The sequence below is a fragment of the Candidatus Marithrix sp. Canyon 246 genome (genome assembly GCF_001723685.1).
Taxonomy (GTDB): Bacteria; Pseudomonadota; Gammaproteobacteria; order Beggiatoales; family Beggiatoaceae; genus Marithrix.
In genome coordinates this window covers 53,831-78,533 of record NZ_MCBX01000006.1, presented here as the reverse complement: position 1 = coordinate 78,533, position 24,703 = coordinate 53,831, and the positions used below count along the sequence as shown (strand labels likewise).

Genomic DNA, 24,703 nt, shown 5'->3' with positions numbered 1-24,703 from the left:
ATTGATTTAACATATAATGAAAAATATTTATTCTGCACCTGCCTTTTGTAATAACCCAAACTGGTTAATTATTAATTATGACAAGTATTTTTCTATTTAGTTTATTATTTATATTTTTAATTGTGGGTGTACCTGTAGCCATTTCTTTAGGGCTGTCTAGCATCTTAACTATTTTATTTTTTTCTAATGATTCTTTGGCTTCTTTATCTTTGAAGCTATTTCAAAGTATGGAGCATTATACTTTACTGGCTATTCCTTTTTTTATCCTTTCTGCTGGTTTTTTATCTACTGGTGGAGTAGCACAGCGTATGACTAGGTTTGCTATTGCTTGTGTTGGTTCTTTGCGTGGTGGTATGGCTATGGCTTCGGTTTTAGCTTGTATGTTATTTGCTGCTATTTCAGGTTCATCACCAGCTACAGTAGTTGCGATTGGTTCAATTGTTATTGGAGCTATGGTGGCTAGTGGTTATACTAAAGAATTTGCTGCTGGAGTGGTTGGCAGTGCGGGTAGTTTAGGTATTTTGATACCACCTTCTATCGTGATGGTAATATATGCGGCTATTACTGAGGTTTCAGTTGGGCGTTTATTTATGGCAGGCGTTATTCCGGGTATTTTGGCTGGTTTGATGTTAATGCTTGGCATTTATGTGTTAGCACGTAAAAGAAATTTGCCTAAAATGGAGCCAGCATCATCGCGTGAAATTTTAACTTCAGCTTTAAAAGCTAGTGGCGGTTTATTGTTGGTATTTATTGTTTTAGGTGGTATTTATAGTGGTAAATTTACTCCAACAGAAGCGGCAGCAGTAGCGGCAGTTTATGCTTTTATTATTGCAATTTTCTTTTATCGCGATTTGAAATGGCGTGAAGTGCCAAATGTAGTTACAGATGCTGCTAAAGTTACTATTGTATTAATGTTTATAATCAGTAATGCAATGCTATTTGCACATGTTTTAACTACGGAACAAATTCCTCAACAAATTGCTGATTTTATTAGTAATGCTGGTATGGAACCTTGGTTATTTTTAATAACGATTAATGTATTGTTATTGATAGGTGGAAGTTTTATGGAACCTGCGGGATTGTTATTAATAGCGGCACCGATTTTCTTTCCTGTGGCAATAAAACTAGGAATTGATCCGATTCATTTAGGCATAATTATGGTAGTAAATATGGAGATTGGAATGATAACTCCACCAGTAGGATTAAATATTTTTGTGCTAACTGGTATTACTGATATGAATGTGATGGCAGTGATAAAAGCGGTATTGCCTTGGTTATTAATCCTATTGGTATTTTTAATGATTATTACTTATGTGCCTGCTGTTAGTTTATTTTTGCCTAATTTGGTTTTTGGGTAGATGGAATTGTTGGGCTTTCTTTTGTCAGCCCAACCTACTCAAAATATCATCCACTTCCTGTTCCGTGATTCCAGCAATTTCAGCAATCATTTTTATATCTAATCCCTTTTTATGCATACGTAACACTGTGTCATGTATTGTCGCAGTTTTACCATTTTCTATGCCTTGTTTTAAACCATCTTTAAATCCCTGTTTTTTAATTTCTTCTTCACCATATTCATCAAACATTCTTGCACGTTCTTCTGGAGTAACTTGATCTTTTTCAATTATTTTGAATACACGTTGAATTGCAGGTAAAGTATATTTAGATTCTTCAACTTCTTCATCTAAAGTATCTTCAATCGCTTCCATCCATTGATGATATTTCCTAGGTGTTAGTTTTTTATTGAGATATTTTGGACAAATATAAATTATTTTGTGATCTATTTCACCGATAGGATTACCTTGTAAATCCTTTGGATCAAAATCTATGATACATATATCCTTTTTATATTTATCACCTGAAGTTAAAATAACTATTGTAAAGACTTTTAACTTTGGGCGATAATCTCTTGATTGCACGGTTTGTTCTAATAAAGCGGCACAATGATAATGTAAAAATCTATGATAATGATCAGGATAACGAACATGCTGCATATCAACAATTACGCGATTTTTCTTATCTTGAGCATAAAGATCAAATTTAGCGGCAACATTACCAATAGGCGGTGTATAAGTTTTATCAGTTTCTACAGTATCAATCTCAAATTCTATATTTAAAAAATCACGAACAAAGGCATTGAAAACTTCTGGTACAGAAAAAGCCTTTTTAAAAATTACATCATAACGTAATGGTGCTACTTGTTTCATGGTATTTAGTTTCTTTTTTGGATTGTGATTAATGTTATTTTATCATAAAAATAAAAGTTCAAAACTTTTCACCCAAACATCCTCTCAACCCTCTGCACCGAAACCGGATAAGCCGTCTTTAATTTTGGAACAAAAAATGCACTAATAAGTTCTTCCAGCATCCATTTCACCTCAACTTTTGGTGATCATGTTCTAGTCTTGTTAGGCGGATTTGGATTGCTTTTAGGTAGCGTGGCATGTGTTTTAGTTGACTTAGGGGGATGTCTTGTTTGAATTGTTCGCAGTTTTTGCCTATTTTCATGTATTGTAAGCATAATTTATGGTCTATCGGCATTTGTCTTTGTAGTTTTTTTGTCGGTAGATTTAACATGAATAAACGTCGTAAGCCGTTGCTAAATTCTTTTGTCAGTGGCATGAGTTCCCCATTTTTGAATTCTACTAAATCACGCCCCATTGCCACTTCTGCGTTTTCTACTATTTCAAATAATTAATAAATATAATCTATAGTTAAATAATCAAAAATGATTTGAAAGATACCGTTTAATTAATGTAGTATTACTTATCTAACGGAGATGTAGTTTGAAATTGACAACAGCTTGGGCAAAAAACTGATTATAGGTAATTAAAAAAACATGACGGAATTAAAACTCATTATTTTAGCTCTTATTTTTATAATAACAGGTGGTGCGGTCTTTTCAGAGTTTTTTCAAAAGCATAAATTTATGATTGTTTTGGCTTCGCTAATGACAATTATTAGTTCGTACTTTTTGTTAAAAGACATTATATCTATTTTTGAAGATGAAGATAAACCAAAGCAAAATGCTGAATGTGTTCTATTTAATAATTGTAGTGATATATCGCATATAAATAAGGAGTAACATCTATGATACATAAATTAAAGAAGCAAATTATACTAGTTATTGTCCTTTTAGGAATTATAGGACTTCCACAATCTAGCTATGCAGTTTGTCCAAACCCAGCCAAGATACCTTGCAGTTGTGAAAACCATCCAAGGGGATATTGTATTGCCACTGGTAATAAAAAATTTACTTACTATAAGATTGGTAAAAGCCTTGCCAAATATGTAGCACCCGACGCTGGAATAAATCTTATGTCAGTGGAAGGTGGTTCCATCATAAATGTCAAAAAAATGCGTTGGCAATACGGCATAAAGTTTTCCATAGTCCAGTCAGATGTACTGGAGTACTATAAGGGAAAAGCGAAAAAAGGGGATAAACATGCAACTGATTTAATTAGCCCACTGCGAGTGATACTACCATTGTATAATGAAGAAGTGCATATTTTGGCACATGCAGACTCAGATATGGAATATTTTCATGATCTCAAGGGAAAAAGAATTGCGCTTGGATCAGCAAACGGTGGCTCAGCAATGACGGGAATTGCTTTATATAATTATATGTTTGGTGAAGAGATTACACCACAAAACGTTTATTTTTCATCCTTTGATGATGCACTACGCGCCATTGCTATTGATAAAACCGCTGATGCTTGGATTATGGTAGTAGGGCAACCCGCAACGCGCTTTAGTCAGTTAAAAGCTGAAGCAAAACAATATCTAAAATTGTTAAAATATGATGATAGTAATCATCAAGACAAGCGTATTTTGAAAGGTCCATACTATAAAGCTTTGATTAATAAAGAGAGTTACAAGTTGTTGAATCAAGATGTACCTACCATAGCAGTTAAAGCCTTTCTAATCACACAGAAATATACAAATAGTTGGACAAAAAAACGAATTAAAAATTTTACAAGATCACTCTGTAAAAATTTTGACATTTTACAATCAAAAGGACATCCAAAATGGAAACAAGTAAAATTGGAATATTCTAAATTACCCGGCGGTTGGGAATATTCAGATGATGTTAAAGAGGCTTTTCAAACGGCTGATTGTAATTTACAAGCAAGTACAAGTCATCAGCCTCCTATTATAAATAATAAAAGGAGTTGTTCCATGACAGAAAAAATTCTTGGGTTATGTCAGTAACTAGACATAATAGATATTAATAGTTTTTTTTTACTTCACTTACTTAAAATAATTACATAATATATTATGAAATTACCATTAAAACATATTGCAGGTGTTGTATTTATATCGTCCTTGTTTGTATCTTCTTGCGGTGGTGATAAAACTCAGCATATCACTATTGGAACTGGGGTGTAACTGGTGTTTATTATCCGACTGGAGGTGCTATTTGCCGTTTAATGAATAAAGGTCGTGATAAACACAATATACGTTGTTCAGTTGAAAGTACAGGAGGTTCAATTTATAATTTGAATACTCTCCGCGCTGGAGAATTAGATTTTGGTGTAGTGCAATCTGATTGGCAATACCATGCGTACAATGGTACTAGCAAATTTAGTAAATATGGACCATTCAAGGATTGACGAGCTGTATTTTCTGTTCATCCAGAGCCTTTCACAATCATTGCCCGTGCTGATTCTGGAATCAAGAAACTTGAGGATCTGAAAGGTAAACGGGTAAATATAGGTAATCCCGGATCAGGTCAACGCGGAACGATGGAAGTAGTGATGAAAGCACAAGGTTGGAATAAAAACGATTTTACATTTGTATCAGAGCTAAAATCAGCTGAACAATCTCAAGCTCTTTGTGATAACAAAGTTGATGCTGATTACTACCGTGCAGCAACAATTCCGGGTGGTATGTATCAAGGTAATGAAAAAGATATCCAGACATCAAAAAATTACATCCTGCTTTTTCTATCCTTAATAAATAACAACCATGAATAATATCCGTACTTTTGATGGAGTATTAGCAAAAGTAATTATTGGAGTGGCGTTTTGTTGGTCTTTATTCCAACTATGGTATGCTTCTCCTCTTCCTTATTATTTTGGTTTTGCTGTTTTAAATGACACTGAAGCTCGTTCTATCCATTTAGCTTTTGCTGTTTTTCTGGCATTTACTTTTTTTCCTGCATTAAAAACTTCGCCTCAAGGTTTTATTCCTCTACAAGATTGGTTTTTTGCCTTATTAGCTTCTTTTAGTGCAGCCTATCTGTTTTTGTTTTATGAGGAATTGTCAAATAGATCAGGCGCACCAACTACTTATGATTTAATACTTGCAGTATCTGGATTGTTATTATTGCTTGAAGCTACTAGAAGAAGTCTAGGCTTGCCACTAATGATTGTGGCAATAGTTTTTCTTACTTATATTTTTGCTGGACCTTATATGCCAGAAGTTATATCTCACAAAGGTGCAAGTGTAAGCAAACTTATGAGCCACCAATGGTTAAGTACAGAAGGTGTTTTTGGGGTGGCTCTAGGCGTTTCTACTAGCTTTGTATTTTTGTTTGTACTGTTTGGAGCTTTTTTAGAAAAAGCGGGTGCTGGTAATTATTTTATAAAAGTGTCGTTTGCCCTAGTAGGACATATGCGTGGTGGTCCTGCTAAAGCGGCTGCTTTTCTCATGGTAGAATATGTTGGTATTTCCTATATGGAAGTTATTAAACATGCTATTTTACCAGCACTTATTTCTTATATTGCACTGATTTATATCGTTCATTTAGAAGCCTTAAAAGCCAATATGCAAGGATTGCCAAGGCGTGCTGGATATTCTATCTCAGAAGTTTTGTTAGCTTACATGACTTTGATTTAGATAATGAGATTGTTCTGGAAGAAATAACAAAATTACCTGAGTTAGGATCAACTGTCAAATCAGGTTTATATTTTTTATTGTTATTACTCACAAACCCTTAATAGTCTTCTTCAAAAAAGAAAGAAAAACAAATATCACACAGGAAATAAAAATAGGTTTTGATGATTTTATAGATGGCATGATCATGGGCGCAAAAAACATGGTTGGTATCGGAGTAGCTACGGCTACCGCTGGTATTATTGTTGGTGCAGTCACATTAACTGGTCTTGGCTTGGTAATGACAGATTTTGTCGAATTGATGTCAGGTGGCAACCTTATGATAATGCTAATTTTTACAGCATTTATCTGCCTAATACTAGGTATGGGTTTACCGACTACCGCAAACTATATTGTTGTTTCTACTCTAATGGCACCAGTGATTGTCAATCTTGGAGCAAGTAATGGTCTTATTGTACCGCTTATAGCTGTACATATGTTTGTTTTCTATTTTGGAATTCTGGCTGATGATACACCACCTGTAGGTTTAGCCGCTTTTGCAGCATCAGCTATTGCTAAGAGTGATCCTATTAAAACCGGCATTCAAGGTTTTATTTACGATATCCGTACTGCGATTTTGCCGTTTTTATTTATTTTCAATACGCAATTGTTGTTAATTGATATTGAGAACTGGTTTGAACTATTACTGGTCATATTTAGTGCTGTTAGTGCGATGTTATTATTTGCTGCTGTAACTCAAGGATATTGGTTGATAAAAAGTAAATTGTGGGAATCTTTGGCTTTATTGCTAATTGCATTTACACTTTTTCGTCCGGGTTTCTGGTGGGATTGGATTTTAACTGGGAAATTATTAGAATTGAATTAGAAATTCAAAGACCAGCTAAACAATGGATGTTTATTCCAGCTATTCTGTTATTAATATTTATTGGGTATATTCAAGTAAATAGACGCAAGTCTAGTACTTAACTATAAATTAGTATTTTGAACTGTGATTAATGTTAAATCACAGTTCAAAACTTTTCAGCCAAACATCCTATCCACTCGTTGCACTGATACTGGATAAGCTGTTTTTAAATATTTGTTTTTATTTTGTAGTACACCCTCAATGTAAATATATCAGCCTGATTACAGTTTTGGGTAGTATAATCCCATTGATTTGTTATTTGTCCAGATTTTTCCGAGTATTTTTGAGTGATCTTTTTCATTTTACCACTTCTGTTGCGGATTAATCTTTCTTTGGCTGGTTTTTGAGCTAGGTAATTCTCGATTTTAGAATTACATTCTATATCAATCAATAGGTTTTTATCGCCTTGCCCATAAAGGGCAATAGCTACCCAAGCTTCTGTGCATTTTGAAGGGATACACATTATGAATGGATGAGAATGTTGTTCTGTTAAATTTAGCCATCCTAATACAACTTGTTCAAGTACCTCTATAGTATTACTTGCAGGAGGGCATGGTTGTAAACATGGTAGGTCATTTTTGACCGGATTTTCTATATTGGCACTTTGATAGTTTTTCTCTGCTACATCTGCATCCAAATGAATGATTATAAAATCAAATTTTTGTAAAAATAGATTATCCTCCCATGTTATATCCATGCTAACAATTTGCCGGAACCATTGATAAACGCCACCCCAGCCGCTACCAGTATAACCAAAACCTCCATTCTTTAACCCATCACGATATTCGGGTTGTAATTGTGTTAGTATATAAGTGTGATCCGCTAATATCTTATTAAGAGCAGATTCTATGACAATACGATCCGTTGTACCTTCGACGACAATTCCAATGTTATAATCAGACATTGGGAACTCCTCCAATATGTCCCATAACCCATAGTCTTGACAGTGGCCACCCTTTTTTATTACTTAATTCTAATAGTTCTGGTGTAATATTGACTCGATTTATTTCTGTATGTCCTAGATTATTTCTATCAACTGTGAATAATCTGATTCTGTCATCTTGCAAACTGAGTCCATCTAGTACCGCTGGATTATGTGCAGTAACAAATATCTGACGTTGATCCTCGCCTTCAGTAATCCATTTACATAAGAAACGAGTCAAATTTAGAACCAATCTAGGATTGAGTGTTTGATCTAAATTATCTATAGCAAGGCAGTGCGGTGAATTAGGTGATAGTGCGAGTACAGCACAGAACAGGACATAAAGTACACCTTCGCTCGCATCATAAGCAGTAAGATGATTATTATTGCCTTTCATAAACCGGTCATTAAAACGAATAACATTTTTCGGTCTCGCAATAGATGAAGAAAGAATTTCGTTGACATTTGAAGTGGTATCAAAAGAATTAATCCAGTCAATCAAAGAAAGAATATCATCAAAGGCATCTTCAATAAATTCGTTTGTGGAAATGATAGTTTGTAATTCTTTAACTGCGTCGGCAAGCCTTCCTCCTGAAAGACCAACGGGTTCCCTAGTTTGCTGATCTTGAATAATTCCTCGTAATATTGGAGTATTGGGCGTATAGACGGCAAAATTGCGTAATAGGTTAATTAAAACAGCCGCTGGAGAATTTTCTTCTGATTCTACCAGTTTTAAAGCTGCAACTCCTTGTTCCTTATTTTTTATACGATTACTATCTCTACTGACAATTTTTTCATTATTACAAATCAATTCTTCAGTTTGATATTGCCAAGCAGGTTTGGGGTTTTCTAAAGGATTGTTTAAAGAAACAGAATATTTGGCGGTATCCGTTTGAGCTTCAAAAAAGATATTAGCTGGTATCTTTTCTTCAAATGCTGATTTATATAATCTTGGCGTACCAAGGCGAATACCACGTCTTTGTAGGGCTTCATCATCTACTCTGCCAGCGGCAGCGGCAGATAGAACGCCTATGGCTTCAAGAATATTACTTTTGCCACTTCCATTTGCGCCAATAAATACATTTACCATTCCCAAGGAAATTTCTTGATTCACTATGGATTTAAAAGAGCGGATTCTAATTTTTTTTAGCATTTTTATACCTATAATTTTTTTTCACCCAAACATCCTCTCAACTCTCTGCACCGAAACCGGATAAGCCGTCTTCAACTCTGGCGCAAACAATGAAACTCTAAGTTCTTCCAGCATCCATTTCACCTCAACTTTTGGTGATTTGATATATTTTTTCCATAAATTGTCTATTTCTGCCGCTTTTCTAGCATCTTTTTGGGGATCATGTTCTAGTCTTGTTAGGCGTATTTGGATGGCTTTTAGGTAGCGGGGAATATGTTTTAGTTGGCTTAATGGGATGTCTTTTATAAAGCCATCGTAGATTAGGTGTTTTAGGTGTTGTTTTATTTCTGTTGTGCTTGGGTGTTTGCTTTTGTTTAGCTTTTGGGTTAGTTGGTGGTATTCTTCTAGTACTTTTTCTAGGTGTTGGGCGTATTCGCTGGCTAGTTGCATTACTTTTGATTTACCAGTTACTAGGCGTTGTTCAAATTCTGTTGATGTTCTTGCTAATGGTTCTGTTAGGAATAGTGAGTCTATTATTGTTATCAGCATGTCTTGTTTGAATTGTTCGCAGTTTTTGCCTATTTTCATGTATTGTAAGCATAATTTATGGTCTATCGGCATTTGTCTTTGTAGTTTTTTTGTCGGTAGATTTAACATGAATAAACGTCGTAAGCCGTTGCTAAATTCTTGTTTCGCTTTGTTTGGGTTGTCTAATACTCGCAGGGCTACATGTGTTTCTTGATCTATTAGGGTTGGATAGCCTTGTACTGTTATTCCTTCAAGTGGTAATGTTACTTGTTCTGGTAAGTCGCCAAAATCCCATTTTGTTAGTTTGTCGCGTTCTAAACCACTGGTATCTGCTATTTGTTGTTGTGAATTTTCGGTGGCATGAGTTCCCCATTTTTGTTGTAATTCTACTAAATCACGCCCCATTGCCACTTCTGCGTTTTCTACTATTTGAAAGTTCATTAATAAATGTGTTGGCAGGGTTTCTAGGTTCCAAATATTCTGTTCCACTGGTTTGCCAAGCCGGCGGTGACAGTATCTGGTTAGGGCTTCTATTAGCGATTGTTTGGGATATTCTAAATAGCTGCCACCTTCGCGAAAACTTACTGTTGGTAGTTTTAATTCATCTACTGCATCTTTGGCTACATCTGGCACTGGTACAAATGATTTTCTTAATTGTTTTGGTAGGCTACGCAGTAAGGCTATGATTTTTTCTTCTAATAATCCGGGTACTAACCATTCAAAAAATGCTGGATTTAGTTGATTTAATAAGGCAAGGGGAATTGTTACTGTTACTCCATCTTTTTCATGTTTAGGTTCAAAATGATAATTTAGCGGCAATGTCATGCTATTTATATGAATATAATCAGGAAATACATGAGCTGTTATATTATCAGCCGTATGTTGCATTAAATCTTCGCGAGTTAAAAATAGCAATTTAGGATTATTGGCTTTAGCTAACCATGTTTCAAATGCTTTACCATTATAAATTCCTTCTGGTATATGTTTATTGTAAAAGGCATAAACGTCTTCGGAATCAACTAGGATATCTTGACGGCGCGATTTATGTTCTAAGCGTTCAATATCGGCGATTAATTCTTGATTGTGTTTGAAAAAAGCCGCTCTAGTATTATATTCTGCTTCAACTAAGGCTCCACGAATAAAAATTTCCCGTGAATATTTTGGGTCAATTGGACCATAGTTGATTTTACGTTTTGCTATAATGGTTAAACCATATAAAGTGACTTTTTCAAAAGCTCCAACTTGGGCAGGGCGTTTTTGCCAATGGGCTTCAAAATACTGAGTTTGACACAAATGTTGTGCTATCGGTTCTATCCATTCTGGATTAATTTTTGCGACTGAACGTGCATATAAGCGGCTAGTTTCTACTAATTCACTTGCCATAATCCATTTAGGCTGCTTTTTAAATAAGCTGGAACTTGGATGTATATTTAATTTAATCTGACGTGCGCCTAAATAATCCGAATCAGCTTTACAGGCAATATTGCCTAATAATCCTGTCAATAAGGCTTCATGAATTTCATTATAACCAGCGTCAGCTTGATTGATTTTACAGCCTGATTCTTTGATTAATAAGTTTAATTGTTTGTGTATATCTATCCATTCGCGCATTCTGGTATGGGATAAAAAATGTTTACGGCATAAATGTCTTAATTTATTTTTTGATAGGTGTTTAGATTGCTCATGGTAAAAATCCCAAAGGTTTAAATAACTTAGAAAATCAGATATCTCGTGTCTAAATTGTTCTTGAGCTACATCAGCGGCTTGTTGGGCATCCATTGGGCGTTCACGAGGATCTTGAATGCTTAATGCACTGGCAATAATCAGAATTTCTTTTAAACAAGTTTTCTGTGTCGCCGCTAAAATCATACGCGCAATTCTAGGATCAATTGGTAATTTAGCAACTTGTCGCCCAATTTGAGTTAAACGCCGCTGTTCATCTACCGCGCCTAATTCTAATAATAGAGTAAAACCATCATTAATAATTTTAGAGCTAGGCGGATCAATAAATGGAAATTTAGTGACATCACCTAAACCTAAAGCTAACATCTGTAAAATAACTGAGGCTAATGAAGTTCTGAGAATTTCTGGATCAGTAAATTGGGGGCGTAAATCATAATCTTCGGCAGAATAGAGGCGAATACATAAACCGGGAGCAATTCGCCCACATCGCCCTTTACGTTGATCAGCACTTGAGCGTGAAATTTTTTCTATTGGTAGCCGCTGAACTTTATTGCGAATACTATAACGACTAATTCGCGCGAAACCGGTATCAATAACCGCTTTAATTCTGGGAACTGTCAAAGAAGTTTCAGCAACATTAGTTGCTAAAATAATACGCCGCTGATGATTGGGATTAAAAACTCGATTTTGTTCTGCCGCTGAGAGACGAGCATATAAGGCTACAACTTCGGTATTTACTAAATGATGTTTAGCTAAAGCATCAGCAGTTTCACGAATTTCACGCTCACCAGCTAAGAAAATTAAAATATCAGCTAGTTTATCGCGTAAAGTTATTTCATCTACTGCCTCAATGATAGCTTGTGCCATGTCATCATCTTCTTCATCTCGTTGATGATAACGTACTTCTACTGGATAAGTGCGCCCTGAGACTTCAATAACAGGGGCATTATTGAAATGCTTGGAAAAACGCTTAGTATCAATTGTCGCAGAAGTAATAATGACTTTTAAGTCAGGTCTTTTAGGTAATAATTTTTTTAAATAGCCTAATAAGAAGTCAATGTTTAAGCTACGTTCATGGGCTTCATCAATAATGATGGTGTCATAAGCGTCTAAAAATCTATCGCCTTGAGTTTCAGCCAATAAAATACCATCAGTCATAAATTTAATATAAGTATCAGCACTTAAGCGATCACTGAAACGTACTTTATAACCTACTGCATTGCCTAATGATGTATCAAGCTCACTAGCAACTCGACTAGCAACAGCGCGAGCCGCAATACGACGCGGTTGTGTACAAGCAATCATGCCAGTAACACCGCGCTCAAGTGATAAACAAATTTTAGGCAACTGAGTAGTTTTACCTGAACCGGTTTCACCAGCAACAATAACAACTTGATGCTGAGCAATAAGATCAGAAATATTTTCACGCTGAGAACTTACAGGTAAATCATCAGGAAATTGTGGCTGAGGTAAATTAGCAAAACGACGCTGACGCAATTTCAAAGATTTTTCAATATCAGCCATTAATTTTTCAAAAGGCTTAGTAATATCATCCTTTCGAGATTTGAGATTACGAATACGCTTTTGAAAACGAAACTGATCGCAGCGCATGACATCGGTGCATAATGTCGATAGAGTTTTTAGGGGTTCTTGATTCATGTTCGGTATAATTTGATCGTTAAATTTGATTGGTATTATACCTGTTATTTAGAAAACTACAGGGATTGTATATAAGCATGGATAATATATTATTATGTCTATTATAATCTATGATTATATTCAATCATCATGTTACGCATTGTAGGTTGGGCTGACGACAGGAAGCCCAACGAATCGCGGAAAAATTGTTGGGCTTTGTTGGGCTTTGTTGGGCTTCCTGCCGTCAGCCCAACCTACAGGATATATCACAGATAAAAGAGGATTTGTGCGTAACATCACTTAGTCAGTGACAATCTTGTTCAAACCTATTTCCAAGACAATTGAAATGGTATATCTTTGGCAATGCCTTCATAATGTTGTCGGATGGTTTCAGTGGGGAGTTCAAGTTCCTTTGCTGCTTCCTCTACTCGTTTTTCATCAATGATGGCTTTGGAATATAGTATTTAGTAAAAAATAAATGGAATAAATTCAATGATATAAATCATAAAATTTGACTTTTTTAAGTCTTTTAAAAGCAGCTTCTTCCAAGTATCTTCATAATAAAATTTTGCTAATCCAGCCACAGCAGTATTACGAACCTCACTTGCTTCATCGTTCTGAATAACCTGTTGTAGCAGTGAATAAGTTTCTGGATGGTCTTTGTAGTGTTCAGCTAAGGATTCAATAGCTGCTTTGCGAACTGATCAATCTTCATGACCTGCAAAATCTTGAAATTTTGAGTACAAAAGTTTGACAGATGATTCTATCTGTTTGTTTGCCTCATTTAAACATGTTTGAGCAAATAACCAGTCTTGTAATCTATTATAAAAATAAATTTTATCGTAATTGTATGATTATATTGTTATTTTATTGTTATTAAGTGTTCCTATTTTGGCATGTGAGACAATAAAATTCACCAATTTACCGGTAAACTTAGAATCTATCATCCCACAAATCAATCGCAACACTTCATGCCAAGTTTCATCCCTAAAATGAGCTAAAAATATACCTTTTTTCAATTCATCAAGAGAAAGCGTCTGTTGTTTTTCAAACCGATAAACAATATCAGCAGCACAAAAATATTCCAAAAAAGTCCGATGTACAAACCCATATAACTTCGGACCATACAAACACAAAATGTCAAACCATTAGTTTGCATTCGCCACGCAATGCGTCGCAATAATTTCAACTTCTCATCTTCCTTCATAAAATCAGCCGGTGTTTCTGCTACGGGAATTTTATGCCCAGTCACATCCCAATGATGACACAAAACCTTAGTCGCATGTTCATACAATTTAACTCGTTCTCTTGGCAATTCCTGAGAATTAAACCAACCCTGCGCAAAAGTCTTGATTTGTTTTGGATTAAAATCCAAGAAAGTATATTCACGGAAATCGGCAGCTTCTAAGGCTTCAGGTTTATAGCCAATAATTCGAGAAGTAACTAATATCCGTGTTTTAGGATATTCACCAGCAAAACCAATAATTTCCTGTGTTACTTTCTCTCGTGATCTTGGATCAAAAATTTCATCTAAACCATCAAAAATTATCAAACAGGGGCGAGTTTTAAGTTGTTCTTTGAGTTCTGAATGATTGAGAGTATAACCTTGGGTTTTACCCAAATAATGAAAATATTCCAAAAACCCATCACAATTCTCACCCATATAATTGCGTAATTCAACCAACAACGGCAAATGCCCAGCAAAAAGATCAGAAGTTTCATCCAACAAAGTCAACAATAAATACCGCGTGAAGGTAGATTTGCCAGAACCCGGATCACCCAATAAAATCAAACGATTATGTTCTGGTTTCTCCACCACAGTTAATACTGACTCTGGTTTAGTCTGCATCCAACGATTCTGCAAATCTGCATCACTATGAAATTCCCCTTTCTCATGCAACTTCTTAACAATATCCTTGGGCAACTCACGCGGCGGACGACTTGCTCGCACCATCTGAGGAACAAAAACATCCTTCAATAAAATGCTGCCATCATCGACATCATCCCGTGACGGCGGCGTAAGCGCAGATAAATCTAAGACTTTATAACGAGTTTTGACACGTTTAGCATAATTATCCAAATCAAAATCCGGCCAAACACCGCGAATAGATTTAAGATGATCAGTCTGCTCTTGAGCCAATTGTGCTAAGAATAATTCTCGTAACTCAGAAGTTACAATGCCAGCCTTTTTAACACGACGCAAATAAGCACGACTGACACTGGCAGCATCAAATTCTTCTGGCAACTCACGCAATTTTAAAGCAGCCCAGCGCTGCATTAATAACTTATGATCAATTTTATATTCAGTGGTGGTAGCAGAAAATGGTTTAAGTAATTCATTAACAACATCAGAATCTTTAAGAAAAATTTCTATATCTTGCTTATAATTAGCGAAAAATTGCTGTAATTCGCTATCTTCATATTCTTGCGCTTGCAAATTTTTAAGTATAGCAGTAATCCACTCCTCAAAAGCATTACTTATTGCTACTTTAAGATGGTGTTTTTGTTCCTTCCAATCATCAAAATGATTTTTAATAACTATATGAGTATTTGGACGAAATACTACTCCTTCTGCTTGCATTTGGGCTTGACGGCGAGTTATTAGGCTTTTGTCAAATTTGAAGTTGGGAATCCCGTAGCATAGTAAACCACCTATACGGTCATTTTTTTCATATACTACTACTTCATGTATAATCTAAGTGTTTTTGAATCAAATCTTTTAGGAATTCTGCTTCATCAAGTACATAAGCTATACCACCACTCATATATTCGCAGCCAAGTTACAAATATGAGGTAGTTGACTACATGTTCTGCTCTTCCAGTAAATATGAAACTTTGATACCAGCATCTGCTGATGTGATGCTCATCAGTTACGATTAATGCTGATAAATAATCAAATTCCCTTCTCTAACTTTCCTTTTATAAAGGAGAATTTTCATGTATTTTTGTTGTGATATGTATTGTTGATATCCTGCTTTATCTTTTGAATTGAAGGGCATTTATTTAAAGAGCTTAAACAATATATATGTCCATCATACATAAGTGTTTTCCAATCAATCTTTCTGATATGATTATTATATTATTTTTGTTTTTGTTTGATTTTATCTATCAAAGACACGATTTTTTAATCTAATAATCACATTATTAGCATTATCATTGAGATAAATTTCATTTGGTTCAATACAAAATACTGATTTTAAATTCTTTTTTGAAATAAGTGGCTCAGAAACCATTCGTTCAAACTTTTTCTTTTCAAAATACAAAATATAAGGTAATAGTGGATAACTAGCTTTTGAATACTCTTTAATGAATTTAATGAAAGAAAAAGTGGATATAGTTGCATCTGGATATGATGATTTTTCTACAATACGCGCTAAAGCTTCTGGTGAAATCTTGTGATTTTCAATTGAATAAGTATATGTATGAAAAAATTTTCAATATCAATATCAGTCATGTGATTCTGATTGGCTAGTAATATTTTCGATTTTAGTAATTTTATCTTTCCATCCTTTATTAAATACACCTGCTGAATGTGTAACTATGATGATTTGACAGTTTTGATTAAGATTTTGAATCATATCTATCAAGTCTAATTGCCAAGCTAAATGCAAGGAAACTTCTGGTTCATCCATCAAAATTACAGTAGGTTTATTTTCTTGAATTAGTACATTTAACAGGATAATTAGTATTTGTTTTTCACCGGATGAAAGTTCATAGACGGAAAGTGATTTGTTATTGTTATTTTTAAAAATAATCGCGTTATTTTCATCAAAATCTATCCGTTTGTTTGAATCAGAAAATAAATGATTTATTTGTTCTATAAAATTATCCCTATAATAATAAATATCATTTATCTGCTTAGTTTTTTCATTTAATAATTTTTTTAATTCTTGAAAATCATGTTCATTGCCTGTTTCCTTAGATGAGATTTCTCTAATTTTTTGATCAAAAGCAATTGTTACTGTTTCAGCTAGATTTTTCCGTTTTAGTAAGTAATTTTTCCAATCGTTTATTAAATGTTCTAAAATAACATCAAGTTCAGTCTTTAAATCATTTTTAGCTTGAGAATTTTCTGATAGCTGCTGTAAATTTTCAAGATACATTTCAAATGTGTTGATGTAGCACAGATTAATCTGTTCAACATCATCATTTTCGATCTCAATATCTATTGAATTTACATCTAAATGTGCAAGTGATTGAGCTTCAGATCTAAAAAAATTTTTTATTAAACTTAATAATGTACTTTTACCACTTCCATTTTTGCCAATTAAAATATTAACTTTGGGATCAAGATTCCAGTTAATATCCAACTCATCAAATAATTTGTCTATTTTTACTTTTTTTATGTAATTCATTTTAAGTACAAAACTATGTTTTGTACTCCTAATTAGATCATTTATATATAAAATATGTGTAGCACTATATTGATTTAATATAGATTCACAGTTAAGTACCACGCCTAGCGTGGTAAATATTATAAATTATCTAGGCAATTATGAATGCACTATAAAATATTTATCTACAGGCTGCAAATACTTTGTGTATTATCATCATACTGATGAAAGTTTACATATTTTCATGGTGTGTTTTTAATCTGTTGCTATCACTGATAATAGCATCTGCTATCTTTTGGTTCGTTTTTTAGAAATTTTTTAATTTGTTCTATATAAACTCTATTGACAATACTATTATTATGGGTAAATTTCTATTATATTCTTTTTGCATAGCTCTATATCTCCACCTATAAATAAATCTTGGGTGCTAACTGTTATTTTATCACCTAAATACTTTGGAAAAAAAAGATAGATGGCATAGAAGCAATCAGATAAAAATTTTTCATAACTCCTACCACTTTCACTTAATTTCTGATGAAAGTTTTCATACTCTAAAGATAAGTCCTTTATTTTTTTGGAATTACAATAGCCAATTATTTTGAACTTGAAAGGAGCGTTGTTGTTCTAATCTTTGTTTAAAATAACTTAATGCTTTCGTAATGGTATTCTCAAATTGTCTCACTCATCATCTAAAGTCGCAACTCTTGTTAGAAAGTCATCGGCAAATTGTTTGTACTTCTTTTGTGTCGCTTTATAGCTAGCACTATTACCACTTATAGTACTTTTATCTTTTGGTTCTAAACCATTAAAAGTAGGTACTTTCCATATAGGTGTTTCCACCATTTCTTCTGAAAGATGTTTTCTCACTTCTTTATCAATATGTATTTTGATAGTTTCAGGAATTTTTTCGGCATAATTTAAATGTGCCTGTGCTAAATTCCAACGATTCTTCGATTCGTATTTTTTAGCATTGTAAATAGTATATCCTAAAAATTGAACCGGATTTTTTGGAAACCGTTTGCGATTTTCCCCTGAAATAATTTGAAAACAAGTATTAAATTCTCTTTGCCATTGTTTTAATGCCTCACCAATATTTTTTATGCCATATAAAGAAAACATATCTGGAAGACAAGGAATCATCAAACCATCTACGGTAGAAATAATAATCTTGTTCAACATACCTAGGCTAGGGGAAGTATCAATAATTACAAAATCGTAATGATTTTTTTCCGAATATAATTCGGCAAGTTTTCTTATCCGTGTAACGGTTCTTATCGATAATGGTTCACCCAAGAACATACCGCTCCAACGATCAGCAATTTTATTTTCATATTTAAAAAGCGTTAGTCGGCTTGGGATTAAATCTAAATTATTAGTCAGCTTAATAGGCGGAGGCAACTCGTCAAAATCTGATACACCTTCTTCTACCGATTTTAAAAGGAAATGCATTGTTCGAGTGGTTTTAAAAAGATTTTCAAAATCCTTACCATCCATTTGTTTTTTAGCTGAATCAAATCCATTATCAATCACAGAGTTTTCATCTCGCCAAATTTTTTCCAATTCTTGTTCTTGCATACCATATAGACTCATATTACATTGTGAATCCATATCTAAAATTAGGACTTTTTTACCCATTTCAGCGAGTATATGTGCTAAGTGATAGGTGAGTGTAGTTTTGCCCACGCCACCTTTATTATTAAAAATAGAAATTATTTTCATAATGTTTTTAAATTTATATAAGTAATTTATAAAACTGTAATCAAGACCTGACAGGTTTTGAAAACCTGTCAGGTCTAAAATTATCTAGGCAATTCTGAATGTCCCATCAAGTATTCATCCACAGCCCGCGCTGCTTGTCTGCCTTCTCTTATCGCCCATACTACTAGGGATTGTCCGCGTCGCATGTCGCCTGCTGCAAATACTTTTTCTATTGATGTTTGGTAGTTATTAGTATCTGCTTTTACGTTGGATCTTGGGTCTAAATCTAGTCCAAGTTCATTTAACATGCCTTCTTGTACTGGATGCACAAAGCCCATTGCTAGTAGCATTAGGTCTGCTTTTAGTTCAAATTCGCTTCCGGCAATTTCTTGCATTTTTGCGTCTAGTCGCACTAAATTTATTTTTTTGATGTTGCCATTTTCATCTGCTTCTATTGATTTAGTTGAGACGCTCCAGTCACGTTCGCAGCCTTCTTCTTGGGATGATGAAGTACGTAGTTTTAGGGGCCAATTTGGCCATGTCATGCCTTTGTCTTCTTTTTCTGGTGGCTTGGGCATTATTTCTAATTGGGTTATAGATGCCGCCCCTTGACGTTTTGATGTTCCTATACAATCTGAGCCAGTATCTCCACCTCCTATTACTACCACGTGTTTGTCTGTAGCACTAATACCATCTACAATGTCTCCTAAAACTCGCTTGGTTTGTTGAGTTAGGAAGTCCATTGCAAAGTGTACACCTTTAGATTCGCGTCCGGGTACAGGTAGGTCACGAGGTTTTTCTGATCCTCCTGTTAGTACTACTGCGTCATACTTGTCTAATAGTTGTTGAGCTGGAATATCAACCCCTATATGACTATTTGGACGAAATACTACTCCTTCTGCTTGCATTTGGGCTTGACGGCGAGTTATTAGGCTTTTGTCAAATTTGAAGTTGGGAATGCCGTAGCATAGTAAACCACCTATACGGTCATGTTTTTCATATACTATTACTTCATGTCCAGCACGAGCTAGTTGTTGGGCGCAAGCTAATCCTGCTGGTCCAGATCCTACTATTGCTACTCGTTTGCCAGTACGATGAATTGCTACTTCTGGTTCTATCCAACCTTGTTCCCAGCCTTTGTCAACTATTGCACATTCTATGCTTTTAATTGTCACTGGTTCTTCATTCAGATTCAATGTACAAGCGGCTTCGCAAGGTGCTGGACATATACGTCCTGTAAATTCTGGGAAGTTATTGGTACTATGTAATACTTCCAAGGCTGCACGAAAATCTTGTTGATATACAAGATCATTCCAATCTGGAATGATGTTGTTTATTGGGCATCCATTATGACAATATGGAATGCCACAATCCATGCAACGGGCACCTTGTTGGCTCACTTCTTCATCGGTTAATGCTATTACAAATTCATCATAATGCTTGACGCGATCCGCAACTGGTTTATAAGTTCTCTCTTGGCGTGAAATATCTAAAAAGCCGGTTGTATTTCCCATATTTTACCCCTTTTGTTGTAATAAGGCTCGTTTATAATCTGTAGGCATGACTTTTATAAAACGTGGCAAATAGTCGTTCCAATTATCTAATATCGCTTGGGCGCGACTACTATTGGTATAATCTAAGTGTTTTTGAATCAAACCTTTTAGGAATTCTGCTTCATCAACTGCTTCTAATTCGACCATTGACATATTACAACGTTTATCAAAATCACCAGCTTCATCAAGTACATAAGCTATACCACCACTCATGCCAGCAGCAAAGTTACGTCCAGTTGAACCAAGTACTACTACACGTCCACCGGTCATATATTCACAACCATGATCGCCTACGCCTTCAACAACAGCAGTTGCTCCAGAGTTTCTTACTGCAAAACGTTCACCAGCAATTCCTCTGAAATAACATTCGCCGCTAATCGCGCCATATAGTACAGTGTTACCAACTATGATATTTTCTTCTGGAATAATGGGAGATTCTTTAGGAGGATAAATAACTAAACGTCCGCCACTTAATCCTTTACCAACATAGTCATTACCTTCACCAATCAATTCTATGGTGACACCATGCGCTACAAATGCTCCAAAACTTTGTCCAGAACAACCTGTTGCTTTAATATAAATGCTATCTTCTGCTAAGCCAGCATGTCCATAACGTTTGGCTACTTCACCAGATAACATAGCTCCAAAGCTACGATTATAATTGTGAATATCGGTTTCAATTTTTACTGGAGTACGATTTTCTAGTGCCGCTTGTGCTTGTTTGATTAATTCTTGATCTTTAGCTTTTTCTAAGCCATGATCTTGAGTTTCAGTATTATATACAGCTACATCATCATCAACTTTTGGACGATATAAAATACGTGATAAATCAAGCCCTTTCGCTTTCCAATGTGAAATAGCGCGATTCATATTTAGTTTATCAGAACGTCCAATCATTTCATTGAAGGTGCGGAAACCTAGTTTTGCCATTAATTCGCGTACATCTTCAGCTACAAACATGAAGTAGTTGACTATATGTTCTGGTTTACCAGTAAATAGTTTGCGTAATTCTGCTCTTTGAGTCGCAATACCAACGGGGCAAGTATTAAGATGACATTTACGCATCATCAAGCAACCTTCGACAATTAAGGCTATGGTTGCAAAACCAATTTCATCTGCACCTAATAATGCTGCGATTATAACGTCGCGTCCAGTACGTATTCCACCATCGGTTTGTACTGCGGTACGTCCACGTAATTTATTTAATATTAAGGTTTGATGGGTTTCTGATAAGCCAATTTCCCAAGGTGAACCAGCATGTTTAATTGAAGTAACTGGGCTAGCACCTGTACCACCATCATAACCAGAAATGGTAATATGATCAGCATGAGCTTTGGCTACGCCTGCCGCTACTGTACCTACTCCTAATTCTGATACTAGTTTGACACTAATTCTAGCTTTTGGATTAACATTTTTTAAGTCATGAATCAATTGCGCTAAGTCTTCAATTGAATAAATATCATGATGTGGTGGTGGTGAAATCAATCCTACGCCGGGAGTTGAATGACGTACTTTGGCAATGATTTCATTGACTTTATGTCCGGGTAATTGTCCACCTTCGCCCGGTTTTGCGCCTTGAGATATTTTAATTTGAATATCATCAGCATTTACTAGATATTCAGCGGTGACACCAAAACGCCCAGATGCTACTTGTTTAATCGCAGAACGTTTTGAATCTCCATTTTCTAATGGGGTAAAGCGTTCAACTTCTTCACCACCTTCACCAGTATTGGATTTACCACCAAGGCGATTCATAGCAATTGCTAAAGTAGTATGCGCTTCTTCAGAAATCGAACCAAATGACATGGCACCAGTTGCAAAGCGTTTTACAATTTCTGAGGCTGGTTCTACTTCGTTTAATGGCACTGCTTCAGCGAATTTAAAATCAAAGAAGCTGCGTAAATTTAAGGCTTTATCATTGATCTCTTTAGCAAATTCATCATATAGTTTTCTATCATTGCTACGAGTTGCATGTTGCAATTTAGCAATAGTTTCAGGTGTCCAAACATGTTCTTCACCACGCAGACGATAGGCATATTCACCACCAACATCTAAGGCATTGCGATATATAGGATTATCACCAAAAGCTAAACTATGTTTACGTACAGTTTCTTCAGCGACTTCTGCTAAGCCTATCCCTGAAGTTTTACAATTAGTACCAGTGAAATATTGATCTAAGAATTCATCAGAAAGTCCAACTGCATCAAATATTTGGGCACCACAATATGATTGATAAGTAGAAATACCCATTTTTGACATGACTTTTAACATGCCTTTATTAACTGCTTTAATGTAGCGTTGTTGAATTTCAGCTTCAGTTAATTGCAGAGTCTTTCTAATTGCTAATAAGCTGTCAAATGCTAAATAAGGATTAATCGCTTCTGCACCATAAGCCGCTAATAGGCAAAAATGCTGAACTTCACGAGTTTCACCAGTTTCAACTACTAAACCAGATTCGGTGCGCAAACCTTGTTTGATTAAGTGAAGATGAACCGCTGAAGTAGCCAATAATGAAGGTATTGGAATATAATCGCGATTTACTCCACGATCAGACAATATTAAGATATTATTACCAGCTAATACAGCCCGTTCAGCTTGTTGGCACAAGGTGTTAACTGCTGATTCCATGTTGTCAGAACCATAACACATGCTTAAAGTTTTAGTACGAAATGCGCCGCTAGTACGTGTTTCAATACCTCGTACTTTTTCCAAATCAACATTAGTTAATATCGGCTGAGCAACTTCTAGCCGCTTTTGTAAAAAGTCACCTTTATTTAAACCCAATAAATTTGGACGTGGACCAATTAAAGATACTAATGACATCACCAATTCTTCTCTAATTGGATCAATTGGTGGATTAGTAACTTGGGCAAAACTTTGTTTAAAATAATCAAACAATAAACGTGGGCGATCTGATAAAACCGCTATCGGCGAATCTATTCCCATAGAGCCTAAAGGATCTATCCCACTTACAACCATTGGAATTAAAAAGCATTTTAAATCTTCTTGAGTATAACCAAAGGCTTGTTGACGATCTAATAAGGTTTGCTTATTAGGTGGCATTGCGGCAACTTCAGATGGTAGATTTTCTAAAATAATCTGAGTTTCATCTAACCACTGTTGATAAGGCAGACTATTTGACAATTGTCCTTTTAATTCTGCATCATCAATAATACGCCCTTCTTCAGTGTCGATTAAGAACATTTTACCGGGCTGCAAACGCCATTTTTTAATGATTTTATCTTCAGGAATGTCTAAAACGCCCATTTCTGATGCCATAACCACAATATCATCACTGGTTATTAAATAACGCGCTGGACGTAAGCCATTTCGATCTAAAGTAGCCCCAATTTGACGACCATCGGTAAATGCAACAGCGGCTGGACCATCCCACGGTTCCATTAAAGCGGCATGATATTCATAAAAAGCGCGGCGTTTTTCATCCATTAAAGGATTACCAGCCCATGCTTCAGGAATCAATATCATCATTGCCTGCCCTAGAGAATAGCCACCGGCAAGCAATAATTCTAAGGCATTATCAAAACAGGCAGAATCTGATTGACCTTCTGCAATTAAAGGCCATAATTTATCTAAGTCATCTCCCAATAACTCGGAAGCCATAGAATGACGACGAGCTGCCATCCAATTAATATTACCGCGTACAGTGTTAATTTCACCATTATGGGCAATCATGCGGAAAGGCTGAGCTAAATCCCAAGTTGGAAAGGTATTAGTAGAAAAACGTTGATGTACTAATGCTAGGGAAGTTACCATGCGCTCATCTAACAAGTCAGGAAAATAAGCTCCAACTTGATCAGCCAATAACATTCCTTTATACAATAAAGTACGTGAAGAAAAAGACGGAATATAAAAATGACTATAATCCAATTCTAACTCATTACGTACTTTATGTTCAATGACCTTACGAATCACAAACAATTTGCGTTCAAAAGCATCTTGATCAGCACAAGCGTTAGCGATAAAAACCTGCTTAATAACAGGCTCAATCACTTTAACACTTTCACCAATAACATCATTATTAGTAGGAACATCACGCCAAACCAATAATTTTTGACCTTCAGCGGCTATGACATCAGCAATTAAAGCCTCACAAGCGGCACGTTTTTGCTCATCACGAGGCAAAAAGATCATACCAACCGCATAATCACCTACTGACGGCAGACTAATATCAAGATTAGCACGTAAAAAGGCATCAGGCGTTTGAATAAGGATACCAGCACCATCACCAGCAAGAGGATCAGCCCCCACAGCCCCACGATGAGTAATGTTTTTAAGAATTTCCAAACCCTGAATTATAATATTATGATTTTTATGACCTTTGATATGAGCAATAAAGCCAACACCACAAGCATCATGTTCATAACAAGGATCATAGAGACCCTGCTTAGGTGGCAAAGCACTGTGACTCATCATCTAACCTCCAAAAAAAGTGGGTGAAAAAGTCTTTTATTA

Annotated in this window: 17 protein-coding genes and 3 pseudogenes; 7 read left to right on the top strand and 13 right to left on the bottom strand. The window is 35.3% G+C overall.

Translation table 11 applies throughout. The annotated features are described in order from the left end of the window. The first annotated feature begins 77 nt into the window (after nucleotides 1-77). Nucleotides 78-1,358: a TRAP transporter large permease gene (locus tag BHU68_RS05770; protein WP_069470630.1), complete on the top strand. Its 1,281-nt coding sequence runs from the start codon at nucleotides 78-80 to the stop codon at nucleotides 1,356-1,358. Between the two features lie 24 nt (nucleotides 1,359-1,382). Here the strand turns inward: BHU68_RS05770 and BHU68_RS05765 are convergent, their stop codons facing one another. The 3 genes from BHU68_RS05765 to BHU68_RS05760 all read right to left on the bottom strand — a co-directional run bounded on the left by BHU68_RS05765 (nucleotide 1,383) and on the right by BHU68_RS05760 (nucleotide 2,661). Continuing rightward, complete coding sequence (locus tag BHU68_RS05765) at nucleotides 1,383-2,207, bottom strand: Rpn family recombination-promoting nuclease/putative transposase (protein WP_069470629.1); 825 nt, start codon at nucleotides 2,205-2,207, stop codon at nucleotides 1,383-1,385. A 68-nt stretch (nucleotides 2,208-2,275) separates the two neighbouring features. Next, on the bottom strand, nucleotides 2,276-2,368 hold the full coding sequence (locus BHU68_RS18290) for a hypothetical protein (protein ID WP_141699471.1): 93 nt from the start codon (nucleotides 2,366-2,368) through the stop codon (nucleotides 2,276-2,278). Between the two features lie 5 nt (nucleotides 2,369-2,373). Then, nucleotides 2,374-2,661: a DUF3418 domain-containing protein gene (locus tag BHU68_RS05760; protein ID WP_069470628.1), complete on the bottom strand. Its 288-nt coding sequence runs from the start codon at nucleotides 2,659-2,661 to the stop codon at nucleotides 2,374-2,376. A gap of 178 nt (nucleotides 2,662-2,839) precedes the next feature. Here BHU68_RS05760 and BHU68_RS05755 point away from each other — a divergent pair, with 178 nt between their 5' ends. The 6 genes and pseudogenes from BHU68_RS05755 (at nucleotide 2,840) to BHU68_RS18285 (ending at nucleotide 6,804) form a co-directional block, all read left to right on the top strand. Next, nucleotides 2,840-3,085 (top strand): hypothetical protein, encoded by a 246-nt coding sequence (locus BHU68_RS05755; protein ID WP_069470627.1) that lies wholly within the window; start codon nucleotides 2,840-2,842, stop codon nucleotides 3,083-3,085. Nucleotides 3,086-3,090: 5 nt separating this feature from the next. Beyond that, nucleotides 3,091-4,212: a TAXI family TRAP transporter solute-binding subunit gene (locus tag BHU68_RS05750; protein WP_069470626.1), complete on the top strand. Its 1,122-nt coding sequence runs from the start codon at nucleotides 3,091-3,093 to the stop codon at nucleotides 4,210-4,212. A gap of 185 nt (nucleotides 4,213-4,397) precedes the next feature. Then, nucleotides 4,398-4,976 (top strand): annotated as a pseudogene (locus tag BHU68_RS17860) (TAXI family TRAP transporter solute-binding subunit); the annotation flags it as partial. After that, entirely contained in the window at nucleotides 4,969-5,841 is an 873-nt protein-coding gene (locus BHU68_RS17170; RefSeq protein ID WP_069470625.1) for a TRAP transporter permease, read from the top strand. The pseudogene BHU68_RS17860 and the gene BHU68_RS17170, both read left to right, overlap by 8 nt. Nucleotides 5,842-6,025: 184 nt before the next feature. Then, nucleotides 6,026-6,703 carry a DUF3394 domain-containing protein gene (locus BHU68_RS17165; protein ID WP_216092871.1) on the top strand — a complete coding sequence of 226 codons (678 nt, stop codon included), beginning with the start codon at nucleotides 6,026-6,028 and terminating at the stop codon, nucleotides 6,701-6,703. Further along, entirely contained in the window at nucleotides 6,661-6,804 is a 144-nt protein-coding gene (locus BHU68_RS18285; protein ID WP_445082168.1) for a DUF3394 domain-containing protein, read from the top strand. The genes BHU68_RS17165 and BHU68_RS18285 overlap by 43 nt, the downstream gene beginning before the upstream one ends. Before the next feature lie 104 nt (nucleotides 6,805-6,908). Here the strand turns inward: BHU68_RS18285 and BHU68_RS05730 are convergent, their stop codons facing one another. The 10 genes and pseudogenes from BHU68_RS05730 to gltB form a co-directional block, all read right to left on the bottom strand. After that, nucleotides 6,909-7,646, bottom strand: coding sequence for a hypothetical protein (locus BHU68_RS05730; RefSeq protein ID WP_069470623.1), 738 nt, complete (start codon nucleotides 7,644-7,646; stop codon nucleotides 6,909-6,911). Then, complete coding sequence (locus BHU68_RS05725; protein ID WP_069470622.1) at nucleotides 7,639-8,817, bottom strand: AAA family ATPase; 1,179 nt, start codon at nucleotides 8,815-8,817, stop codon at nucleotides 7,639-7,641. Before BHU68_RS05725 ends, BHU68_RS05730 begins: the two co-directional genes overlap by 8 nt. A 21-nt stretch (nucleotides 8,818-8,838) precedes the next feature. Further along, complete coding sequence (gene hrpA, locus BHU68_RS05720; protein WP_216092869.1) at nucleotides 8,839-12,666, bottom strand: ATP-dependent RNA helicase HrpA; 3,828 nt, start codon at nucleotides 12,664-12,666, stop codon at nucleotides 8,839-8,841. Nucleotides 12,667-13,109: 443 nt separating this feature from the next. After that, a pseudogene (locus BHU68_RS18280) lies at nucleotides 13,110-13,334 on the bottom strand (HEAT repeat domain-containing protein); the annotation flags it as partial. Between the two features lie 326 nt (nucleotides 13,335-13,660). Beyond that, nucleotides 13,661-15,226 carry an NACHT domain-containing protein gene (locus BHU68_RS17530; RefSeq protein ID WP_069470620.1) on the bottom strand — a complete coding sequence of 522 codons (1,566 nt, stop codon included), beginning with the start codon at nucleotides 15,224-15,226 and terminating at the stop codon, nucleotides 13,661-13,663. 520 nt (nucleotides 15,227-15,746) lie between these two features. After that, nucleotides 15,747-16,061: pseudogene (locus BHU68_RS18275) on the bottom strand (hypothetical protein); the annotation flags it as partial. A gap of 30 nt (nucleotides 16,062-16,091) precedes the next feature. Next, nucleotides 16,092-17,000: an AAA family ATPase gene (locus tag BHU68_RS05710; protein WP_069470619.1), complete on the bottom strand. Its 909-nt coding sequence runs from the start codon at nucleotides 16,998-17,000 to the stop codon at nucleotides 16,092-16,094. Between the two features lie 657 nt (nucleotides 17,001-17,657). Next, nucleotides 17,658-18,698: a ParA family protein gene (locus tag BHU68_RS05705; RefSeq protein ID WP_069470618.1), complete on the bottom strand. Its 1,041-nt coding sequence runs from the start codon at nucleotides 18,696-18,698 to the stop codon at nucleotides 17,658-17,660. 80 nt (nucleotides 18,699-18,778) lie between these two features. Continuing rightward, a complete protein-coding gene (locus BHU68_RS05700) occupies nucleotides 18,779-20,191 on the bottom strand; it encodes a glutamate synthase subunit beta (RefSeq protein WP_069470617.1) in 1,413 nt (470 codons plus the stop codon). A 3-nt stretch (nucleotides 20,192-20,194) separates the two neighbouring features. Then, nucleotides 20,195-24,661 (bottom strand): glutamate synthase large subunit, encoded by a 4,467-nt coding sequence (gltB, locus tag BHU68_RS05695; protein ID WP_069470616.1) that lies wholly within the window; start codon nucleotides 24,659-24,661, stop codon nucleotides 20,195-20,197. Nucleotides 24,662-24,703 lie beyond the last annotated feature (42 nt).

Bases quoted from the DNA above. Each gene is read 5' to 3' on its own strand.
- BHU68_RS05770 (WP_069470630.1), top strand. From the start codon at position 78: ATGACAAGTATTTTTCTATTTAGTTTATTATTTATATTTTTAATTGTG.
- BHU68_RS05765 (WP_069470629.1), bottom strand. From the start codon at position 2,207: ATGAAACAAGTAGCACCATTACGTTATGATGTAATTTTTAAAAAGGCT.
- BHU68_RS18290 (WP_141699471.1), bottom strand. From the start codon at position 2,368: ATGCTGGAAGAACTTATTAGTGCATTTTTTGTTCCAAAATTAAAGACG.
- BHU68_RS05760 (WP_069470628.1), bottom strand. From the start codon at position 2,661: ATGGGGCGTGATTTAGTAGAATTCAAAAATGGGGAACTCATGCCACTG.
- BHU68_RS05755 (WP_069470627.1), top strand. From the start codon at position 2,840: ATGACGGAATTAAAACTCATTATTTTAGCTCTTATTTTTATAATAACA.
- BHU68_RS05750 (WP_069470626.1), top strand. From the start codon at position 3,091: ATGATACATAAATTAAAGAAGCAAATTATACTAGTTATTGTCCTTTTA.
- BHU68_RS17170 (WP_069470625.1), top strand. From the start codon at position 4,969: ATGAATAATATCCGTACTTTTGATGGAGTATTAGCAAAAGTAATTATT.
- BHU68_RS17165 (WP_216092871.1), top strand. From the start codon at position 6,026: ATGGGCGCAAAAAACATGGTTGGTATCGGAGTAGCTACGGCTACCGCT.
- BHU68_RS05730 (WP_069470623.1), bottom strand. From the start codon at position 7,646: ATGTCTGATTATAACATTGGAATTGTCGTCGAAGGTACAACGGATCGT.
- BHU68_RS05725 (WP_069470622.1), bottom strand. From the start codon at position 8,817: ATGCTAAAAAAAATTAGAATCCGCTCTTTTAAATCCATAGTGAATCAA.
- hrpA (WP_216092869.1), bottom strand. From the start codon at position 12,666: ATGAATCAAGAACCCCTAAAAACTCTATCGACATTATGCACCGATGTC.
- BHU68_RS17530 (WP_069470620.1), bottom strand. From the start codon at position 15,226: ATGCAAGCAGAAGGAGTAGTATTTCGTCCAAATACTCATATAGTTATT.
- BHU68_RS05710 (WP_069470619.1), bottom strand. From the start codon at position 17,000: ATGAATTACATAAAAAAAGTAAAAATAGACAAATTATTTGATGAGTTG.
- BHU68_RS05705 (WP_069470618.1), bottom strand. From the start codon at position 18,698: ATGAAAATAATTTCTATTTTTAATAATAAAGGTGGCGTGGGCAAAACT.
- BHU68_RS05700 (WP_069470617.1), bottom strand. From the start codon at position 20,191: ATGGGAAATACAACCGGCTTTTTAGATATTTCACGCCAAGAGAGAACT.
- gltB (WP_069470616.1), bottom strand. From the start codon at position 24,661: ATGAGTCACAGTGCTTTGCCACCTAAGCAGGGTCTCTATGATCCTTGT.